A 15,181-nucleotide genomic window follows, 5' to 3' on the forward strand; every position below is an offset into this window, starting at 1 on the left:
GGGTCAGAACGAGGCCGAGAGGGCGCACAGGGCGGCCCGGTTGGGCCGGCCGGTCTTGGCGATGAGGCTGGCGATGTGCTTCTCGACGGTGCGCGGCGAGATGTAGAGGCGGTCGGCGATGTCCTTGTTGCCCAGCCGCTCGGCCAGCAGCACGAACACCTCGTACTCGCGGACCGTCACCCCCTGGGCGCGCAGCTCCTCGGGGATGCGGCTGGTCCCGGTGCGGTGCTGGTGCACGGAGGCGCCCAGCCGCCGCAGCGCGGCCCGGCAGGCGTTGGTGACGGCGGGCACGCCGTGCTGGTGGAAGTGGTGCTCGGCGCGGCGCAGCCAGGCCACCGGCTCGCCCCACCCGTCCTCGCGGGCCGCCTCGGCCACGAGCCGCAGCCCGAGGTGGAGGGCGGTGGGGTACGGCTCGGCGGCGCGCAGCGCCTCGTCGGCCGCGGCCGACGCCTCGTCCGTCCGGCCCTCCCGGCCCAGCAGCACGGCGTCGGCCAGGAGGACGAACTGCCGGTTCCACCGCAGCCGCCCGGGCGCCGTGGCGGCCGCCTCCTCCTGGCCCGCGCGGCCCACGTCCCCCGCCAGCACGTCCAGCAGCAGGCCGATCCCGCTGCGCCCGCTGAGGTAGTACGTGCTGGGGTTGTCGCGCTCCAGCTCGCAGACGGCCCGCAGCTCGCGCCGGGCCAGCTCCCGGTCCTCCTCCAGCAGCGCGCAGAACGTCCGGGCCAGGCCGACGGTGAGCGGCTCCTCCTGGGAGCCGGCGCCGTCCCACTCGGCGAACGCGGCCAGCGCCTCCTCCATCGCAGCCCTCTCGCCCCGGTGGGCGGCCAGGGTGGCCTCGGCCATCAGCACGTAGCGGACGGCCGGGGCCAGCCGCAGGCGCCGCACCACGGTCAGGCACTCCTCCGCGGCGGCCCGCGCGGCGGTGAACTCCCCGCGCAGCACGGAGTCCAGGATGAGGATGCCGTCGACGGTGTAGACGATGGTGGCCGATCCCAGCCGCAGCGCCTCGTCGCGGGCCGCCAGCAGGCCGGAGGTGTCCCCGTCGGCCAGCCAGGCGTTGCCGCCGATCCGGGTCAGGGCGTACATGCGCCGCAGCGGGAGCCGGTGCCGCTCCGCCGTGGCCAGGGCCCGCTCCAGCATCGCCTGGGACTCGCCGGGGTCGCGCTCGCGGGCCACGGTGGCCAGCAGCTCCCACGCTTGGCAGGCGACCGTGGGCAGGTCGTGCCGCTGCGCCGCCTCCGCCGCCGAGCGGGCCAGCTTCTCGGCCTGGTGGGTGCGGTCCGTGCCCGGCGTGTCCAGGGCGAGGTAGGCCGCCGCCACGTCGACGGACGCGGCGGCGGCCTCATCGGGAGCGGGGCCCAGCACGGCCCGGGCCCGCGCTATCTGCCGGTTGCCGTCGGCCCAGCGGCCCGCGGTGTGGGCCACCTTGGCCAGCCGGGTGTGCAGCGCGGCCAGCCGCGGCGCGCTCAGGCCGGCTCCGCCGAGGGCGTGCAGCTGGTCGGCGAGGTCGAAGGCGCGGGCGAAGTCGCCCGCCTCGGCGAGCGCGGGCAGCAGCGACTCCAGGACCTCGGCCCGGCGCAGGGCGTCCCGGGTGTCCGACAGCAGCCGCTCGGCCCGGTCGAGCAGGGTGACGGCGGAGCCGATCGCGCCGTCGGCCAGCGCCCGCCGTCCGGCCTCCGCGAACAGGCGTCCCGCCTCGGCCGGGTCGCCCGCCTGGCAGCGCAGCTCCGCGACCAGCGGGCACCACTGGCCCGCCAGCCCGGGATGGAGCTCCTGGACCGCGTCCGCGGCCCGCTCCGCCAGCTCCGCGCGGCTGGTGGGGGTGAGCTGGGTGAACAGCGCCTCGACGGTCAGGGGGTGGCGGAAGGCGTACCAGTCGGGGGAGGGCTCGTCGGGCACGACGAGCTGGGCCGCGACCCCGGCGTGCAGGTGGCTCAGCAGGCCGCGGTCGTCGATGCCGGTCATCCGCTGGAGCACCGTCAGCGGGAAGCGCCGCCCGATCACGGCGGCGGCGGACAGCAGGGTCAGCCCCTGGGGTCCGAGCCGGTCGATGCGGCGCAGGATGCCCCGGGCCAGGGCGGTGGGCACGTCGCCGCGCAGGTCGCCCACGGCCCGCCAGCCGTCGTCGGCCTGCACCAGCGCACCGCCGCCGATCATGGACTGCAGCAGTTCCTCGACGAGGAACGGGCTTCCGGCGCTGTCGTCCCACAGCCGCTCCAGCGCGGCCCGCGGCACCCGGTCGGGCTCGGCGCCCAGCTGGGCGGCGACCATGTCGCGCACCTGGGACCGGGTGAGCGGCGGCAGTTCGATCACGGTGCCCGTGCCGCGCCGGCGGGCCGAGGCGGCCAGGTCCAGCGCGTCGCAGAACTCGGTCCGAATGGTGGCCAGGAGGAGTACGGGCGTGTACTCCAGGTTGTCCACCAGGTACTCGACCACCGCGAGGGTCTCGGGGTCGGCGTCGTGCAGGTCCTCCAGCAGCAGGAGCTGGCCCCGGTCCTTCCCGGCGGCGATGAGCAGCCGCAGCACCGCCTCGCCGAGGATGACCATCGAACTGTTCTCGTGGTCGCCGGTGTTCCAGTCCGGTATGAGCCGCCCGAGCACCGGCCGGTAGGGGCCGAGGGCGGAGTCGTCCACCGGCTCGCCGCCGCGGAACAGGGACATCAGGGCCTCGGTCAGCGGCCGGAACGGCACCGTGGGGCCCGTGGTGCTGCTGCGGCCGCGCAGTACGCGCATCCCGGACTCGAAGGCCATGCCCACGGCCTCCGCGGCGAGCCGGGACTTGCCGATGCCCGCCTCCCCGGTCAGGAAGACCACCCCGCCGCGCCGGTCCCGCGCGTCGGACAACGCCCTGTCCAGATCGCGCAGTTGGGGATCGCGCCCGACGACGTACGGCGCATGCGAACGCATGAGCGCAGATGCTAGTTGATGTGTGCGGGCCGCGGCAGACCGTCAGGAGCACCTCCCGCCTCACACAGCGTGACGCGACGGTGCGGGCCCGCCGCCGGCGGCGGGCCCGCACCCGGGGACCGCACGCCTCAGCGCGGCGCCGAGACGGAGGTGTCCATCGAGCTGAGGGTGATCACGACGCCGCTGGTCAGCACCATGCCGGCCAGCGCCCGGGCGCGGGCGCACGCCCTGTTCCGGCCCGACAGGGTGATCCCGCCCGCCGCGTCGTCCCGCTCCTGCTCCCGGCCCTGGGCAGTGGTGGGGTCGGCGTCACGGTTCTCGGTGTCGGAGGGCGCGAACCGGGCGTCGGCGGAGGGCTTGTTCATGAAGGTGATCCCCTTCTGGTCGCTGTGCACGGGTGGGGGCGCTGGTGGGTCAGAGGACGGTGCCCGGTCCGCCGGGCGCCCCGGCGGGGTGGTCGAGCAGGAGGACGGACGGGACGGTCTCCGGGAAGCCCAGCCTGAGCAGGGCGTACCCGATGCCGGACAGGCCGGTGAGGAGTCCGGGGGACGGTACGTGGTCGGGGGTTCCGCAGCGGTGGCCCTGCTGCTCGATGAGGCCGAGGACCTCCCCGGAGCGGTGGCCCAGCGCGTCCTTGGCGCCGGCGTGGTGCCGCTCCGCGAGCACGGCCAGGGCCTCCAGACGGCCCAGGGCGCCGTGGCGCAGGCTCAGATCGCCCGAGCGGTCGGGCTCGGCCAGCGACCGCACGCAGCGGTCGAGCACGCCGTCCGGCGCGGCCCGGCCGGTGGTGCCCAGCGCGTCGGCCGCGGCCGACGCCACACCGGCCAGCCCGGCGTGCCAGGACAGGCCGCCGGCTCCCCGGGCCGAGGCGTCCAGCGCCGACCGCAGCAGCGCGGCCCCGGCTCCGGCGTACGGCGGCGCGCTCGCCCCGGCCTCCGGCAGCGCCGCGGCGTACCGCGCCAGCGCCCAGCCGATGCCGGCGTCGCCGTGGGCGAAACCCGGCATCCCGGTGCGGCCCTCACCGGCCGGGGCCAGCAGCCGGTCGGCGGCGCGCCGGGCCGTTTCGGCCGCCCCGGCCGCGCCGGTCACCCGGTGCGCCAGGACGGCGGCGGGCAGCGCTCCGGCGAGTCCGTCGGCGAGCGAGGCGTGGCCGGGGCCGTCGGGCTGGGCGTCCACGGCGTGCCCGAGGGCGGTCAGCGCGGCGGGCAGGCAGTCGCCGACGCCGTCGAGCAGGGTGGAGAGCCGCACCAGCGCGTAGACGATCCCGCCCAGGCCGTTCAGGGCGCCCGGCCCGACGGCGGCGCTCAGCTCCCGGTCCGCAGCCAGCGCCGACAGCAGCGGCGGCAGCGGCCGCACCGCCTCCCGGGCGAGCGCGGTGTAGCGCTCCGCTCCGGCGAGCGCGCCGATCTGGGCCAGGAACAGGGCGACCCCGCAGTAGCCCTGGGCGAGCCCGCCGCCCATCGGCAGCACCGCCCAGTGCGCGTCGGTCACCTGCTCGAGGCCCAGCCAGTTGGCCCGGCCGCCGCCGCGCACCGCGCGGGCCGCGATCTCGTCGGCGATCCCGCACGCCGCGGTCAGCAGCCGGGACGGCTCGGGCACCACGGCCGGGGCCGGACGCACGGCCAGCGCGGAACGCGGCCCGCGCACCGGTGAGTTGGCGCCGCCGACGGCGAGCGCCGCCGAGATGACCCACTCCTGGTCGTAGCGGTCCACCTCGCTCATCGCGGCGACCTTCTCCCGGACGGTCTCCAGGGCCGTGGCGGGCAGCACCCGGTCCAGACGGGCACCACGGGAGGTCCACACCGCCGTGCGGTCCGGCCGGTGGAGGAACAACGGCACGTCCCCGCGCCACAGGTCGTCGATCTCGTGCTCGATCAGCCGCTGCCGGGCCGGGTCGCCGACCGACTCCGTCCACAGCACGGCGAACACCGCCTCCCGCGCCAGCGCGTCGCGCAGCAGGTCGGGATGGGTGGACTCCTCCAGCAAGGTCGCGTAGAGCCGGGTGGAGCGCACGACCAGCCGGGCGGGGGAGTGGGCCCAGCGGGCCAGGAGGCCGTCCGTGCCCAGGAGTTCGCCCCGGTGCCCCGCGATCGCGTCGTACCCGGCCCGGAACCCCTCCAGCAGCGCGGCGCGGTGGTCGGCGCGGGCGCCGACCCGGCCGGGCGGCAGCGGCTGGTTCTGGCCCGCCGGGCTCTCCACCGGGCCGCGCACCACGCGCATCCCGTCCGTGCCGGCGTCCGCCCAGCGCACCCCGTCGCCCGGGTACGCGCCGTCCCCGTCCCGGCCGAGCGCGGAGATGTCCAGCGCGCCGTCCTCCCCGATCAGCAGGTGCGGCAGCAGGCAGGTCCGGTGCACCGAGGCGTGCAGGGCCCGCGCGGCCGGGTCGTGCCCGGCGGTCTCCGCCTGGGGCAGCCCGGAGTGGAAGAGGGTCTCGGCGTCCACCGGCACCGGCCGGTCGCCGCAGGCGATGACGTTCTCGTAGTGCATGTCCGCGCCGTCCACCGCGTACAGCAGGGCCAGCAGTGCGCCCTGGCGGCGGTAGAACCGGTCGGCCTCGGTGACCGAACCGCACCACCGGTGCTCGACGAACTCCAGCCAGCCGTACCCCTCGCCGCGCACCGAACGGGGGGTGCGCAGACCCAGCCCCGGCACCTTGCCGTTGAGCCAGCCGACCGCCTCGTCCAGCAGGGCGTGCTGGTCCAGCGGACGGGGCTTGTAGACGGCGGCGGCACCGGAGGCGAAGTGCAGCAGGGCCACGGACCGGCCGCCCTGGTGGGGGTCGCCCCGGCCGAGGTCCACCCGCACCAGGGGCCCGGGGTCGGCGCCCCCGAACAGCTCCGAGACGAGGGCGGCGCGGTCGGCGCCGAGCCGGCCGAGCAGCTCGGCCATGGCGTCGGCGGCGTCCGCGCAGCTCTGGCCGAGCATCCGGGCCAGAACGGGGTAGCGGGTGAACAGCCGGGCCAGCCCCTGCCGGGTGCCCAGGTCCGCGGTGAACGAGGCGAACCGCTCCCGCGGGGTCGCCCCGGACAGCCGTCCCGCGGCGCGGGCCCGGTGCAGCTCCCTGACCAGCGTCCGGCCGGCCTGGCGGGCGATCCGGTCCCCCAGCCGCTCCTCGAACGCCGCGCGCAGCGGCGCGTGTTCGGCGGCGGGCGGGGCGGTACGGGCGACGACCCGGGACCACGCGGGCGAGAGCAGGGGCCGCAGCGCGGGCAGGAACACCGCGGGGCCCTCCGCGCCGGAACCGGCGGACTCCGCGCGGTCGCCCGGCTCCGCGGGAGCCGCCGCCACCGCCCGCTCGACGTATCCGGCCCACTCCGGCTCGGCGGCACGCGCCCCCAGCCGCTCGGGGAGCTCGTCCCCCAGGGCGGAGGCGAGGCCGCCGTCCAGGCCCAGGCTCGTCAGCCGGGCGGCGAACCCCGCCTCGTCCCCGGCGCACCACGGCGCGGTGCGTCCGCGGCCGGCGGAGCCGCGGCCCGCCGGCACCCGCGGCGCGGCGACGCGCTCGCGCAGGGTCAGCCCCCGGGCCCACCACCAGCGCGGCAGGACCGTGGTCGGGGTTTCTCGGAGAGCGGCGGAATCAGTCACAGGACCAACCTCCCAGAGCCCCGGAACCCCCACATGGGGGCGGCGCCCCCATATTCTCCCCGGCGCCCCCCACCGCCCCCCGCCCTCCGGCGCGGCGGGGGACGGTGGGGGCCCGGCCCGGTGCGGGCGGCGGCCGGGCGCGCCCGGCCGCCGGGGGCCCGGCAGCACCGGTTCCGCACGGCGGGCGGGCGCCGGCGGCAAAGGTGGGGGACGGGCCCCGATGCCGCCCCCCGTCTTCCGGCGCAGCCTGTTGTGCACTGCCCCTGCTCGCCCACCCGCCGCCGAACCGGCCGGCGGATGACCTTCGGAGGACCCGGTGGGAGAACCCGTACCCGTCAGCGTCGTCGCGCTCGACCCGGTGCTGGAGGCCGGCACCGCGAGCACCCTGTCCGCCTGCCCGGAGGTCTCCGCGGCGGTGCCGGGCGAGGAGCCGCGGGTCGTGGTCATGACCGTCGACCGGTTCGCCCGCGCCGAGCTGGACGTGCTGCGCACCATCCGCGACACCCCCGCCCGGCCCGCCGTGGTCCTGGTGGCCGGCGAGCTGGACCACGGCGAGGCCCTGCACGCCCTCGCCTCCGGCGCCCGCTGCCTGCTGCGCCGCCGGGAGGCCGACGCCCCCCGGCTGGCGCGCGCCGTGCTCGCCGCCGCCCGGGGCGACTGCACCCTGCCGCCGGATCTGCTCGACAGCCTGCTGGACCGCTCCGCCGGCGGCGGACGGGCGTCCGGCGGGCCGTCGGCCCCCTGGGCCGCCGCGGGCCTGTCGGACCGGGAGCGCTCGGTGCTGCGCATGGTCGCCGACGGCCACGAGACCAGTGAGATCGCCCGGTGCCTGGCCTACTCGCAGCGCACGGTGACGACGATCGTGCACGACATCACGCAGAGGTTCCGGGTCCGCAACCGCGCCCACGCGGTGGCCTACGCGCTGCGGGCGGGTCTGCTGTGAGCGACGCACGCGCGGTCGCCGGGCCGTATGCCGTCATGGGTGTGAGCCGTCACCGCGCGGGCGGAGAAGCTCACGGGGAAGGTGCTGTGAGCGACGCACGCGCGGTCGCCGGGCCGTATGCCGTCATGAATCCGTGCCGTCACCGCGTGGGCGGAGAAGCTCACGGGGAAGGCGCCGCGAGCGACGCTCTCCGGCTCACGCCGCGGGCGGCCGGACTGCGGGTCCACGTCGTGGCCGCCTGCAGGGGCCCGGCCCCGGCCCGGCTCACCGCGATGCTGCGCCAGGCCGGAGTGGACCTCGCGCCGTCCGCCGCGGCGTCCGCCCGGGACACCGTGGTGGTGGCCGTCGCCGGCACCGTGGAGGAAGCCCTGGCCGCCGCTCCGCCGGCCGCCCACCGGCTGCTGGCCGTGTGCGACGCCGTCTCGCCCGCGGGGCTGCGCCGCGCCATCGGGGCGGGGACCCTGGCCGTCCTCCGCTCGGCCGGCCTCACCCCCGACCAGCTCCTCGCCGCCGTGCACGACGCCCACCACGGGGTCGGCCGCATCCCCTACACGGCCCTGGTCCAGTTGCTCGGCGGGGCCGACGGGCCCCGGCAGGCTGGGGCTCCGGCCCCTCCCGCGCTCACCGCGCGCCAGACGGCGGTGCTCGGCCTGATGGCCGAGGGACACGGCAACGCGGTCATCGCCCGCAGGCTGTCCTGTTCGGAACACACCGTCAAGAACGTCATCTACGAGCTGATGGCCCGTCTCCAGGTCCGCAACCGCGCCCACGCGGTCGCCCGGGCGGTGCGGTGCGGACTCGTCTGACCGGCGGCTCCCCGCCCGTCCGGGACGGTGTCCGCGGTGGTGGCCGCAGTGGTCCCCGAGGCGGTCAGCGGGGCGGGGAGGGCAGCCGGCGCGGCTCGATGCGCTCCTCGACGGCCGCGTCCCCCTCGCGGGTGACGACGTAGGCGCCCTTGCCGGGCGCCTCCGCGACGGCCTCGACCAGTTCGGTGCCGCGGTAGACCAGACCCACCCCGTCGTCGGTGCAGTGCGCGGTGGGCAGGGTGCCGTCCGCGACGAGGCGGTGCACCAGCGGGCGGCGGCCCGGGTCGGTGTCGTAGTGCACGCCGTTGCCGTAGGGGAGGAGGCCCAGCGCGTCGGTGACCGGCCGCAGTTCGGGTCCGAAGGAGTCCGTGGTGCCGCCCCGGAACCAGCAGATCGATCCCGCGCTGACCCCGCTGAGCACCACACCGGCCTCCCAGGCGCGGCGGAAGACGCCGTCGAGCCCGTGGACCCGCCACACCGCCAGCAGGTTCGCCACCGAGCCGCCGGTGACCCAGACGACGTCCTGCTCCAGGACGGAGCCCTCGACGTCGTCGAGGTTGGGCATGGGGAAGAGGTGGAGCGGCGTCAGGTCGAACCCCGCCACGCGGGCGGCCTCGGTCATGCGCGCGGTGAAGTGCTCGGCGTCCCCGATGGCCGTGCCGACGTACATGATCCGGGGCCTGCGGCCGTGGACCCCCGAGAGTTCCACGGCGTGGTGCACCAGGGAGTCGAACGCCACCACGGTCCGGCCCCCGGCGCGGTGCCCACCGGAGGTGGCGACGATGGTGGGCTCCGAGGCGGTCATGGCCCGCGATCCTACCAACCGGCCCCGACGGCGGCCCGCGGATCCGGAACCCCTCCCGACCCGCGGGCGTGAACTGCGTCTCACCAGGGCGGCTCTCGCTTGCCTATGCAACGAGTTGCATATCAGGATCGCGGCATGGCGCTCGAACACGCGATCCTCGTCTCCCTGCTGGAGAAGCCGGGCTCCGGCTATGAGCTGGCCCGGCGGTTCGAGCGGTCCATCGGGCACTTCTGGACCGCCACCCACCAGCAGATCTACCGCGTCCTCAAGCGCATGGAGGCCGACGGCTGGGTCGATGTGCGCGACGTGCCGCAGCAGGGCCGGCCGGACAAGAAGGAGTACGCGGTCTCGGCGTCCGGCCTGTCCGCCCTGGCCGAGTGGCTCCACGAGCCGGTCCAGCCGGAGAGCGTCCGGCACGACCTGGCCGTGAAGGTCCGCGGAGCGGCCTTCGACGACCCGGCCGCCCTGATCGGCGAGGTCGAGCGGCACCGGCGGATGCACCGGGACCGGCTCGCGCACTACCTGGAGGGTGAGCGGCGGGACTTCGGCGGGAGCGACGCCGCCGGAACCCCTGACTCCGGAGCGTCCGGCCCCGGAGGTTCCGATGCCGGGCGGGAACTTCAGCACGCGGTCCTCCGGGGCGGGATCGCCTACGAGCGGATGATGATCGCCTGGCTCGGCGACGTGCTCGACACCCTCCACCGCCTCGCGTCCCGCCGGTGACTCAGTGACTCAGCGACCCGGTGACCCGGCGACCCGGTGACCCGCTGCCGGCCGGAAGGCCGCCCGCCGCGGCCGGCCCCGCGCCCCTCCCTTCCGCCGCCCCTCCCCGCACCCCCGACCCCGAGCCCCGACGACCCCGCTCCCGACGATCCCGAGCCCGAAAGGCGAACACCCATGGCCGACCCGCTGCTGTTCAACCCCCGCACCTACGACCCGGCGCACTTCGACCCCGAGACCCGCAGGCTGCTGCGCGCCACCGTCGACTGGTTCGAGACCCGCGGCAAGCGCAGGCTGATCGAGGACTACCGCAACCGCGCCTGGCTGGCGGACTTCCTCGCGTTCGCCGCCGGGGAAGGGCTGTTCGCGACCTTCCTCACCCCCGCCTCCGAGAGCGGCGGCCGGCGGGACGTGCGCTGGGACACCGCGCGGATCGCCGCCCTCAACGAGATCCTCGGCTTCTACGGCCTCGACTACTGGTACGCCTGGCAGGTCACCATCCTCGGCCTCGGACCGGTCTGGCAGAGCGGCAACGCCGCGGCCCGCGCACGCGCCGCCGAACTGCTCTCCCGGGGCGAGGTGTTCGCGTTCGGACTGTCGGAGAAGACCCACGGCGCCGACATCTACTCCACCGACATGCTGCTGGAGCCCGACGGCGCCGGCGGCTTCCGGGCCCGCGGTTCCAAGTACTACATCGGCAACGGCAACGCCGCCGGGCTCGTCTCCGTCTTCGGCCGCCGCACCGACGTCGAGGGCCCCGACGGCTACGTCTTCTTCGCGGCCGACAGCCGCCACCCGGCGTACCACGTCGTGAAGAACGTCGTCGACTCCTCGAAGTACGTCAGCGAGTTCCGCCTCGAGGACTACCCGGTCGGCCCCGAGGACGTCCTGCACACCGGGCGCGCCGCCTTCGACGCCGCGCTCAACACCGTCAACGTCGGCAAGTTCAACCTCTGCACCGCCTCGATCGGCATCTGCGAGCACGCGATGTACGAGGCGGTCACCCACGCCCGCAACCGGATCCTCTACGGCCGCCCCGTCACCGCCTTCCCGCACGTGCGCCGGGGGCTGACCGACGCGTACGTCCGCCTGGTCGGGATGAAGCTGTTCAGCGACCGGGCCGTCGACTACTTCCGCTCCGCGGGCCCCGAGGACCGCCGCTACCTGCTCTTCAACCCGATGACGAAGATGAAGGTGACCACCGAGGGCGAGAAGGTCATCGACCTGATGTGGGACGTCATCGCGGCCAAGGGCTTCGAGAAGGACACCTACTTCGCCCAGGCCGCCGTCGAGATCCGCGGGCTGCCGAAGCTGGAGGGCACGGTCCACGTCAACCTCGCGCTGATCCTCAAGTTCATGCGCAACCACCTGCTGGAGCCGGCCGGGTACGCGCCCGTGCCCACCCGCCTCGACGCCGCCGACGACGCCTTCCTCTTCCGGCAGGGACCGGCCCGCGGCCTGGGCTCCGTCCGCTTCCACGACTGGCGTCCCGCCTTCGACGCCCACGCCCACCTCCCCAACGTCGGCCGCTTCCGCGAGCAGGCGGACGCCCTGTGCGAGTTCGTCGCCACCGCCGCCCCCGACGAGGAGCAGAGCCGCGACCTCGACCTGCTCCTCGCCGTCGGCCGGCTGTTCGCGCTGGTCGTGCACGGCCAGCTGATCCTGGAGCAGGCGGGTCTGACGGGTCTGGACGAGGACGTGCTCGACGAGCTGTTCGCCGTCCTCGTCCGCGACTTCTCCGCGCACGCGGTCGAGCTGTACGGCAAGGACTCCGCCACGGCGCGGCAGCAGGACTGGGCCCTGGGCGCGGTCCGGCGCCCCGTCGCCGACGACGCCCGGTCGGCGCGCGTGTGGGAACGTGTCGAGGCCCTCTCCGGGGCTTACGAGATGGCGCCGTGAGCGGCACCGCGCCATCGCCGGGGAGCGGCCGGGCGGCCGGGGCCCGCCGCCTCGACCGCCGCCTCGGCCGCCGGGGCGGACACCACCGGCCCGGACACGCCGACGCCGGGTATGTGGCCCGCCGCGGGAGGCGGAGGTGATCCTGATTCCGGCAGGCACCGCGGGGGACCGGTCGCCGACGGACCCGGCGGATGAGACAGAGGACGAGGTGTTGTGATGAGCGGACCGGTCAACACGGTCGACGCGCCCCCCGGCCGGGCCGACACCGGCCACCCCACCGCGCCGTGCGTGGAGGTGGGCGACAGCCGCGAGGCGACGGTGGGGCGGATCCGGGTGCGCCGCGCACTGCCGCGCCGGGGCCGGCGCACGGTCGGCGCCTGGTGCTTCGCCGACCACATGGGACCGGCCGACGTCACCGAGGACAGCGGCCTGGACATCGGGCCCCACCCGCACATCGGCCTGCAGACCGTCACCTGGGTCACCGACGGGCAGGTGCTGCACCGCGACAGCCTCGGCTCCGAGCAGGTCATCAAGCCCGGCCAGCTCAATCTGATGACCGCAGGCGGCGGCGTCTCCCACGCCGAGGAGGCCACCGGCCACTACCGCGGCACCCTGGAGGGCATCCAGCTGTGGGTCGCCCTCCCCGACGCCACCCGGCACGGGCCCGCCGCCTTCGAGCACCACGCCGAGCTGCCGCGGACCGGCCTGGACGGCGGCGCGGGAGCGGCGACCGTACTGGTCGGGGAGTTCGGCGGCCTCACCAGCCCGGCCCGTCACGACACACCGCTGACCGGGGCCGAACTCGACCTGCGCGCCTCCGCCACCGTGCCGCTGCGCACCGACTTCGAGTACGCCCTGATCGTCCTGGAGGGAGCCGTCGCCGTCCACGGCCGGCCGCTGCGCCCGGGCAGGCTCGGCTACCTCGGCGAGGGCCGCGACGAGCTCCGCCTCGACGTGCGGGAGCCGACCCGCGCGATCCTGCTCGGCGGCGAGCCGTTCCCCGAACCCATCGTCATGTGGTGGAACTTCGTCGGCCGCACCCGCGCCGAGATCGACGCCGCCCACGCCTCCTGGACCGCGCAGGACGACCGTTTCGGCCGCGTGCGCTCCTCCCTGCCGCTCATCCCCGCCGCGGCCCCGTACTGGCAGCGGGCCGGAGGCGACCGGTGACCGGGCCCCGCGCCCGGGTGCGCACCGCACCGGGCCGCCGGCGCCCGGAGACCGGCGTGGCGGGCTGAGGCGAGGGCCCGGTGACGAGGACGGAGAAGCGCGGAACCTCCCGGCCGCGGTCCGGGAGGCGCGCGCTCCTGGCCCAGCTGTCCGGCCCCGTGCGGCGCTTCCTGGCGACGGAGGTGGGCGGCGCGGGTCTGCTGCTGGGGGCCGTCGTGGTGGCGCTGCTGTGGGCCAACTCGCCGTGGTCCGGTTCGTACGAGTCCCTGTGGGCCACGGAGGCGTCGTTCTCACTCGGGGACGCCGACCTGTCGATGGACCTGGGGCACTGGGTGAGCGACGGCCTGATGGCCCTGTTCTTCTTCGTGATCGGCCTGGAGGTCCGGTACGAACTCTCCGTGGGGGAGCTGACCCACCGCCGCCGTGTCGCCGTCCCGGCCGTGGCCGCGCTCGGCGGGATGGCCGTTCCCGCACTCCTGTACCTGGCGGTCGCCTCCGACGGGGAGGCCGCGAAGGGGTGGGGCGTCGTCATCGGCACCGACACGGCGTTCATGCTGGGCGCGCTGGCCGTGGTGGGCCCCAGGTTCGCGACGCAGCTGCGGGTCTTCCTGCTGGCCCTCACCGTCATCGACGACATCGTCGCCGTGACCGTGATCGGCCTGGTCTACTCGGAGGCCGTCCGTCCGCCGGACCTCCTCGTCGTGCTCGCCCTCTGCGGGGTGCCGGTGCTGCTGAGCCGGCTGGGGACCTGGCGCGCCACCCCGTACGTCCTCGGCGTCCTGGCCCTGTGGCTCGCCACCGTCCAGGCGGGCCTGCACGCGTCCATCGCGGGCGTGCTCGGCGGTCTCCTCGTCCCCGCCCACGCGCCCGTGCGCGAGGACGTCGAGAGGGCGGCCCTGCGCTTCCGCGCCTTCCGGCAGTCCCCGCTGGCCGGTGTGGGCCTGTCGGCCCGTACGGGGCTGGCGCGGGCGGTGTCGGTCAACGAGCGGCTGCAGACGGTGCTGCACCCCTGGGCCAGCTATGTCGTCGTGCCGCTGTTCGCGCTGGCGAACGCCGGTGTCGACCTGCGTGGCGGTGTCCTCGCCGAGGCGCTCTCCTCCCCGGTCACCTGGGGAGTGGTCCTCGGCCTCGTCGTGGGCAAACCGCTGGGCGTGGGATTGAGCGCGGTCGCCGGCGCGCGGCTCGGTCTGGGGGAGCCGCCCAGGGGGGTCGGTCCGGGACAGGTGCTCGGCGGCGCCGCCCTGTCCGGGATCGGGTTCACGGTCTCCCTGCTGATCGCCGGCCTGGCCTTCGACGACCGGACCCTCCGCGACCAGGCGACCGTCGGCGTGCTGCTGGCGGCGGTGATCGCGACCGCCCTCGGATGGCTGCTGTTCCGCGCCGCCGCGGTCCTGCGCGGCGAGAGGGAGGCGGACCTGCCGCGTGTTCTCGACCGGCCGGTGGACACGGAGGCGGACCACATCAGAGGCCCCCGCGACGCGCCGCTGACCCTGGTGGAGTACGGCGACTTCGAGTGCCCGTTCTGCGCGCGCGCCACAGGGGTCGCGCGCGAGCTGCGGGAGCGCTTCGGCGACGACCTGCGGTACGTCTTCCGCCATCTGCCGCTCCCCGACGTGCACCCGCACGCCGAACTCGCGGCCCGGGCGGCGGTCGCCGCCGACGCGCAGGGCCGCTTCTGGGAGATGCACGACCTGCTGTTCACCCACCACGAGCACCTGGAGATCGAGGACATCGTCGGCTACGCCGCCGAACTCGGCCTGGACGTGGAGGCGTTCCTCCGGGACCTCGACGACGAGCGGACGGCCGCCAGGGTGCGGGCCGACGCCGCCAGCGCCGAGGCCAGCGGCGCGCGCGGCACCCCGACCTTCTTCGTCGGCGGCAGGCGGCACACCGGGCCGTACGACGCGGAGACACTCGCCCGCGAACTCCGGGAGTCCGCCGGCGGCTCGCCCGCGCCGTAGTCCGGCCGCCGCCACGGCGGGGATCAGCCGCCGGGCCGCTCCCGCGCGGGCAGCGACGACCATGGGTACCGGGCGGTCGTCGTGCCGGCGCCGTCCGCCGTCCGGGCGGAGGTGCCGGTGAACACGGCCCGCCCGCTCGCCCCGGAGAGCACGGACAGCGGGCGGCCCGGGGGCGGGTAGCCCCCGGGCCGGCCTCGCGCAGCGGCTCCAGGCGCCGCACGATGCCCGGGTCGTCGCCGGAGAAGCCGCGGGACTCCTCGACGGCCGTCTCCGGCATCCCGGCGGGACCAGGCCGCCGGGGGTGGGCGGGGTCCGGGTCCCGCGGCCGCGCGGTCGGGGCCTTCCCGCCGCCCGTGGAGGGGAGACGGAGGGGGCTTCGGCGGAG

At 76.2% G+C, this 15,181-nt stretch carries 10 protein-coding genes; 6 read left to right on the forward strand and 4 right to left on the reverse strand.

Annotated features, from left to right (window positions below):
- Positions 1-3: 3 nt before the first annotated feature.
- The 3 genes from QC029_RS04180 to QC029_RS04190 form a co-directional block, all read right to left on the reverse strand.
- Positions 4-2,907, reverse strand: a complete 2,904-nt coding sequence (locus tag QC029_RS04180; RefSeq protein WP_279553980.1) for a LuxR family transcriptional regulator — start codon at positions 2,905-2,907, stop codon at positions 4-6.
- A gap of 128 nt (positions 2,908-3,035) precedes the next feature.
- Positions 3,036-3,272, reverse strand: coding sequence for a hypothetical protein (locus QC029_RS04185; RefSeq protein ID WP_279553981.1), 237 nt, complete (start codon positions 3,270-3,272; stop codon positions 3,036-3,038).
- Positions 3,273-3,321: 49 nt separating this feature from the next.
- Positions 3,322-6,492: a type 2 lanthipeptide synthetase LanM family protein gene (locus QC029_RS04190; protein WP_279553982.1), complete on the reverse strand. Its 3,171-nt coding sequence runs from the start codon at positions 6,490-6,492 to the stop codon at positions 3,322-3,324.
- 316 nt (positions 6,493-6,808) lie between these two features.
- On the opposite strand from QC029_RS04190, the gene QC029_RS04195 reads away from it, so the two are divergent.
- Together QC029_RS04195 and QC029_RS04200 are read left to right on the forward strand one after the other, a co-directional pair.
- Entirely contained in the window at positions 6,809-7,435 is a 627-nt protein-coding gene (locus tag QC029_RS04195) for a LuxR C-terminal-related transcriptional regulator (protein WP_279553984.1), read from the forward strand.
- Positions 7,436-7,665: 230 nt separating this feature from the next.
- Positions 7,666-8,241, forward strand: coding sequence for a LuxR C-terminal-related transcriptional regulator (locus QC029_RS04200; protein WP_279553985.1), 576 nt, complete (start codon positions 7,666-7,668; stop codon positions 8,239-8,241).
- 64 nt (positions 8,242-8,305) lie between these two features.
- Here the strand turns inward: QC029_RS04200 and QC029_RS04205 are convergent, their stop codons facing one another.
- Positions 8,306-9,046 carry a peptidase E gene (locus QC029_RS04205; protein ID WP_279553986.1) on the reverse strand — a complete coding sequence of 247 codons (741 nt, stop codon included), beginning with the start codon at positions 9,044-9,046 and terminating at the stop codon, positions 8,306-8,308.
- 135 nt (positions 9,047-9,181) lie between these two features.
- Between QC029_RS04205 and QC029_RS04210 the strand changes: the two genes are divergently transcribed.
- The 4 genes from QC029_RS04210 (at position 9,182) to nhaA (ending at position 14,796) form a co-directional block, all read left to right on the forward strand.
- The gene (locus QC029_RS04210; RefSeq protein WP_279553987.1) at positions 9,182-9,769 is read left to right on the forward strand and encodes a PadR family transcriptional regulator; all 588 of its coding nucleotides are present in this window, start codon (positions 9,182-9,184) and stop codon (positions 9,767-9,769) included.
- Positions 9,770-9,943: 174 nt separating this feature from the next.
- Complete coding sequence (locus tag QC029_RS04215; protein ID WP_279553988.1) at positions 9,944-11,665, forward strand: acyl-CoA/acyl-ACP dehydrogenase; 1,722 nt, start codon at positions 9,944-9,946, stop codon at positions 11,663-11,665.
- A 216-nt stretch (positions 11,666-11,881) separates the two neighbouring features.
- Positions 11,882-12,835: a pirin family protein gene (locus QC029_RS04220; RefSeq protein WP_279553989.1), complete on the forward strand. Its 954-nt coding sequence runs from the start codon at positions 11,882-11,884 to the stop codon at positions 12,833-12,835.
- A gap of 137 nt (positions 12,836-12,972) precedes the next feature.
- Positions 12,973-14,796: a Na+/H+ antiporter NhaA gene (gene nhaA, locus QC029_RS04225; RefSeq protein ID WP_279554108.1), complete on the forward strand. Its 1,824-nt coding sequence runs from the start codon at positions 12,973-12,975 to the stop codon at positions 14,794-14,796.
- Positions 14,797-15,181: the final 385 nt, after the last annotated feature.

The organism is Streptomyces sp. DH37, assembly GCF_029813835.1.
In the GTDB taxonomy this organism is placed as follows: domain Bacteria; phylum Actinomycetota; class Actinomycetes; order Streptomycetales; family Streptomycetaceae; genus Streptomyces.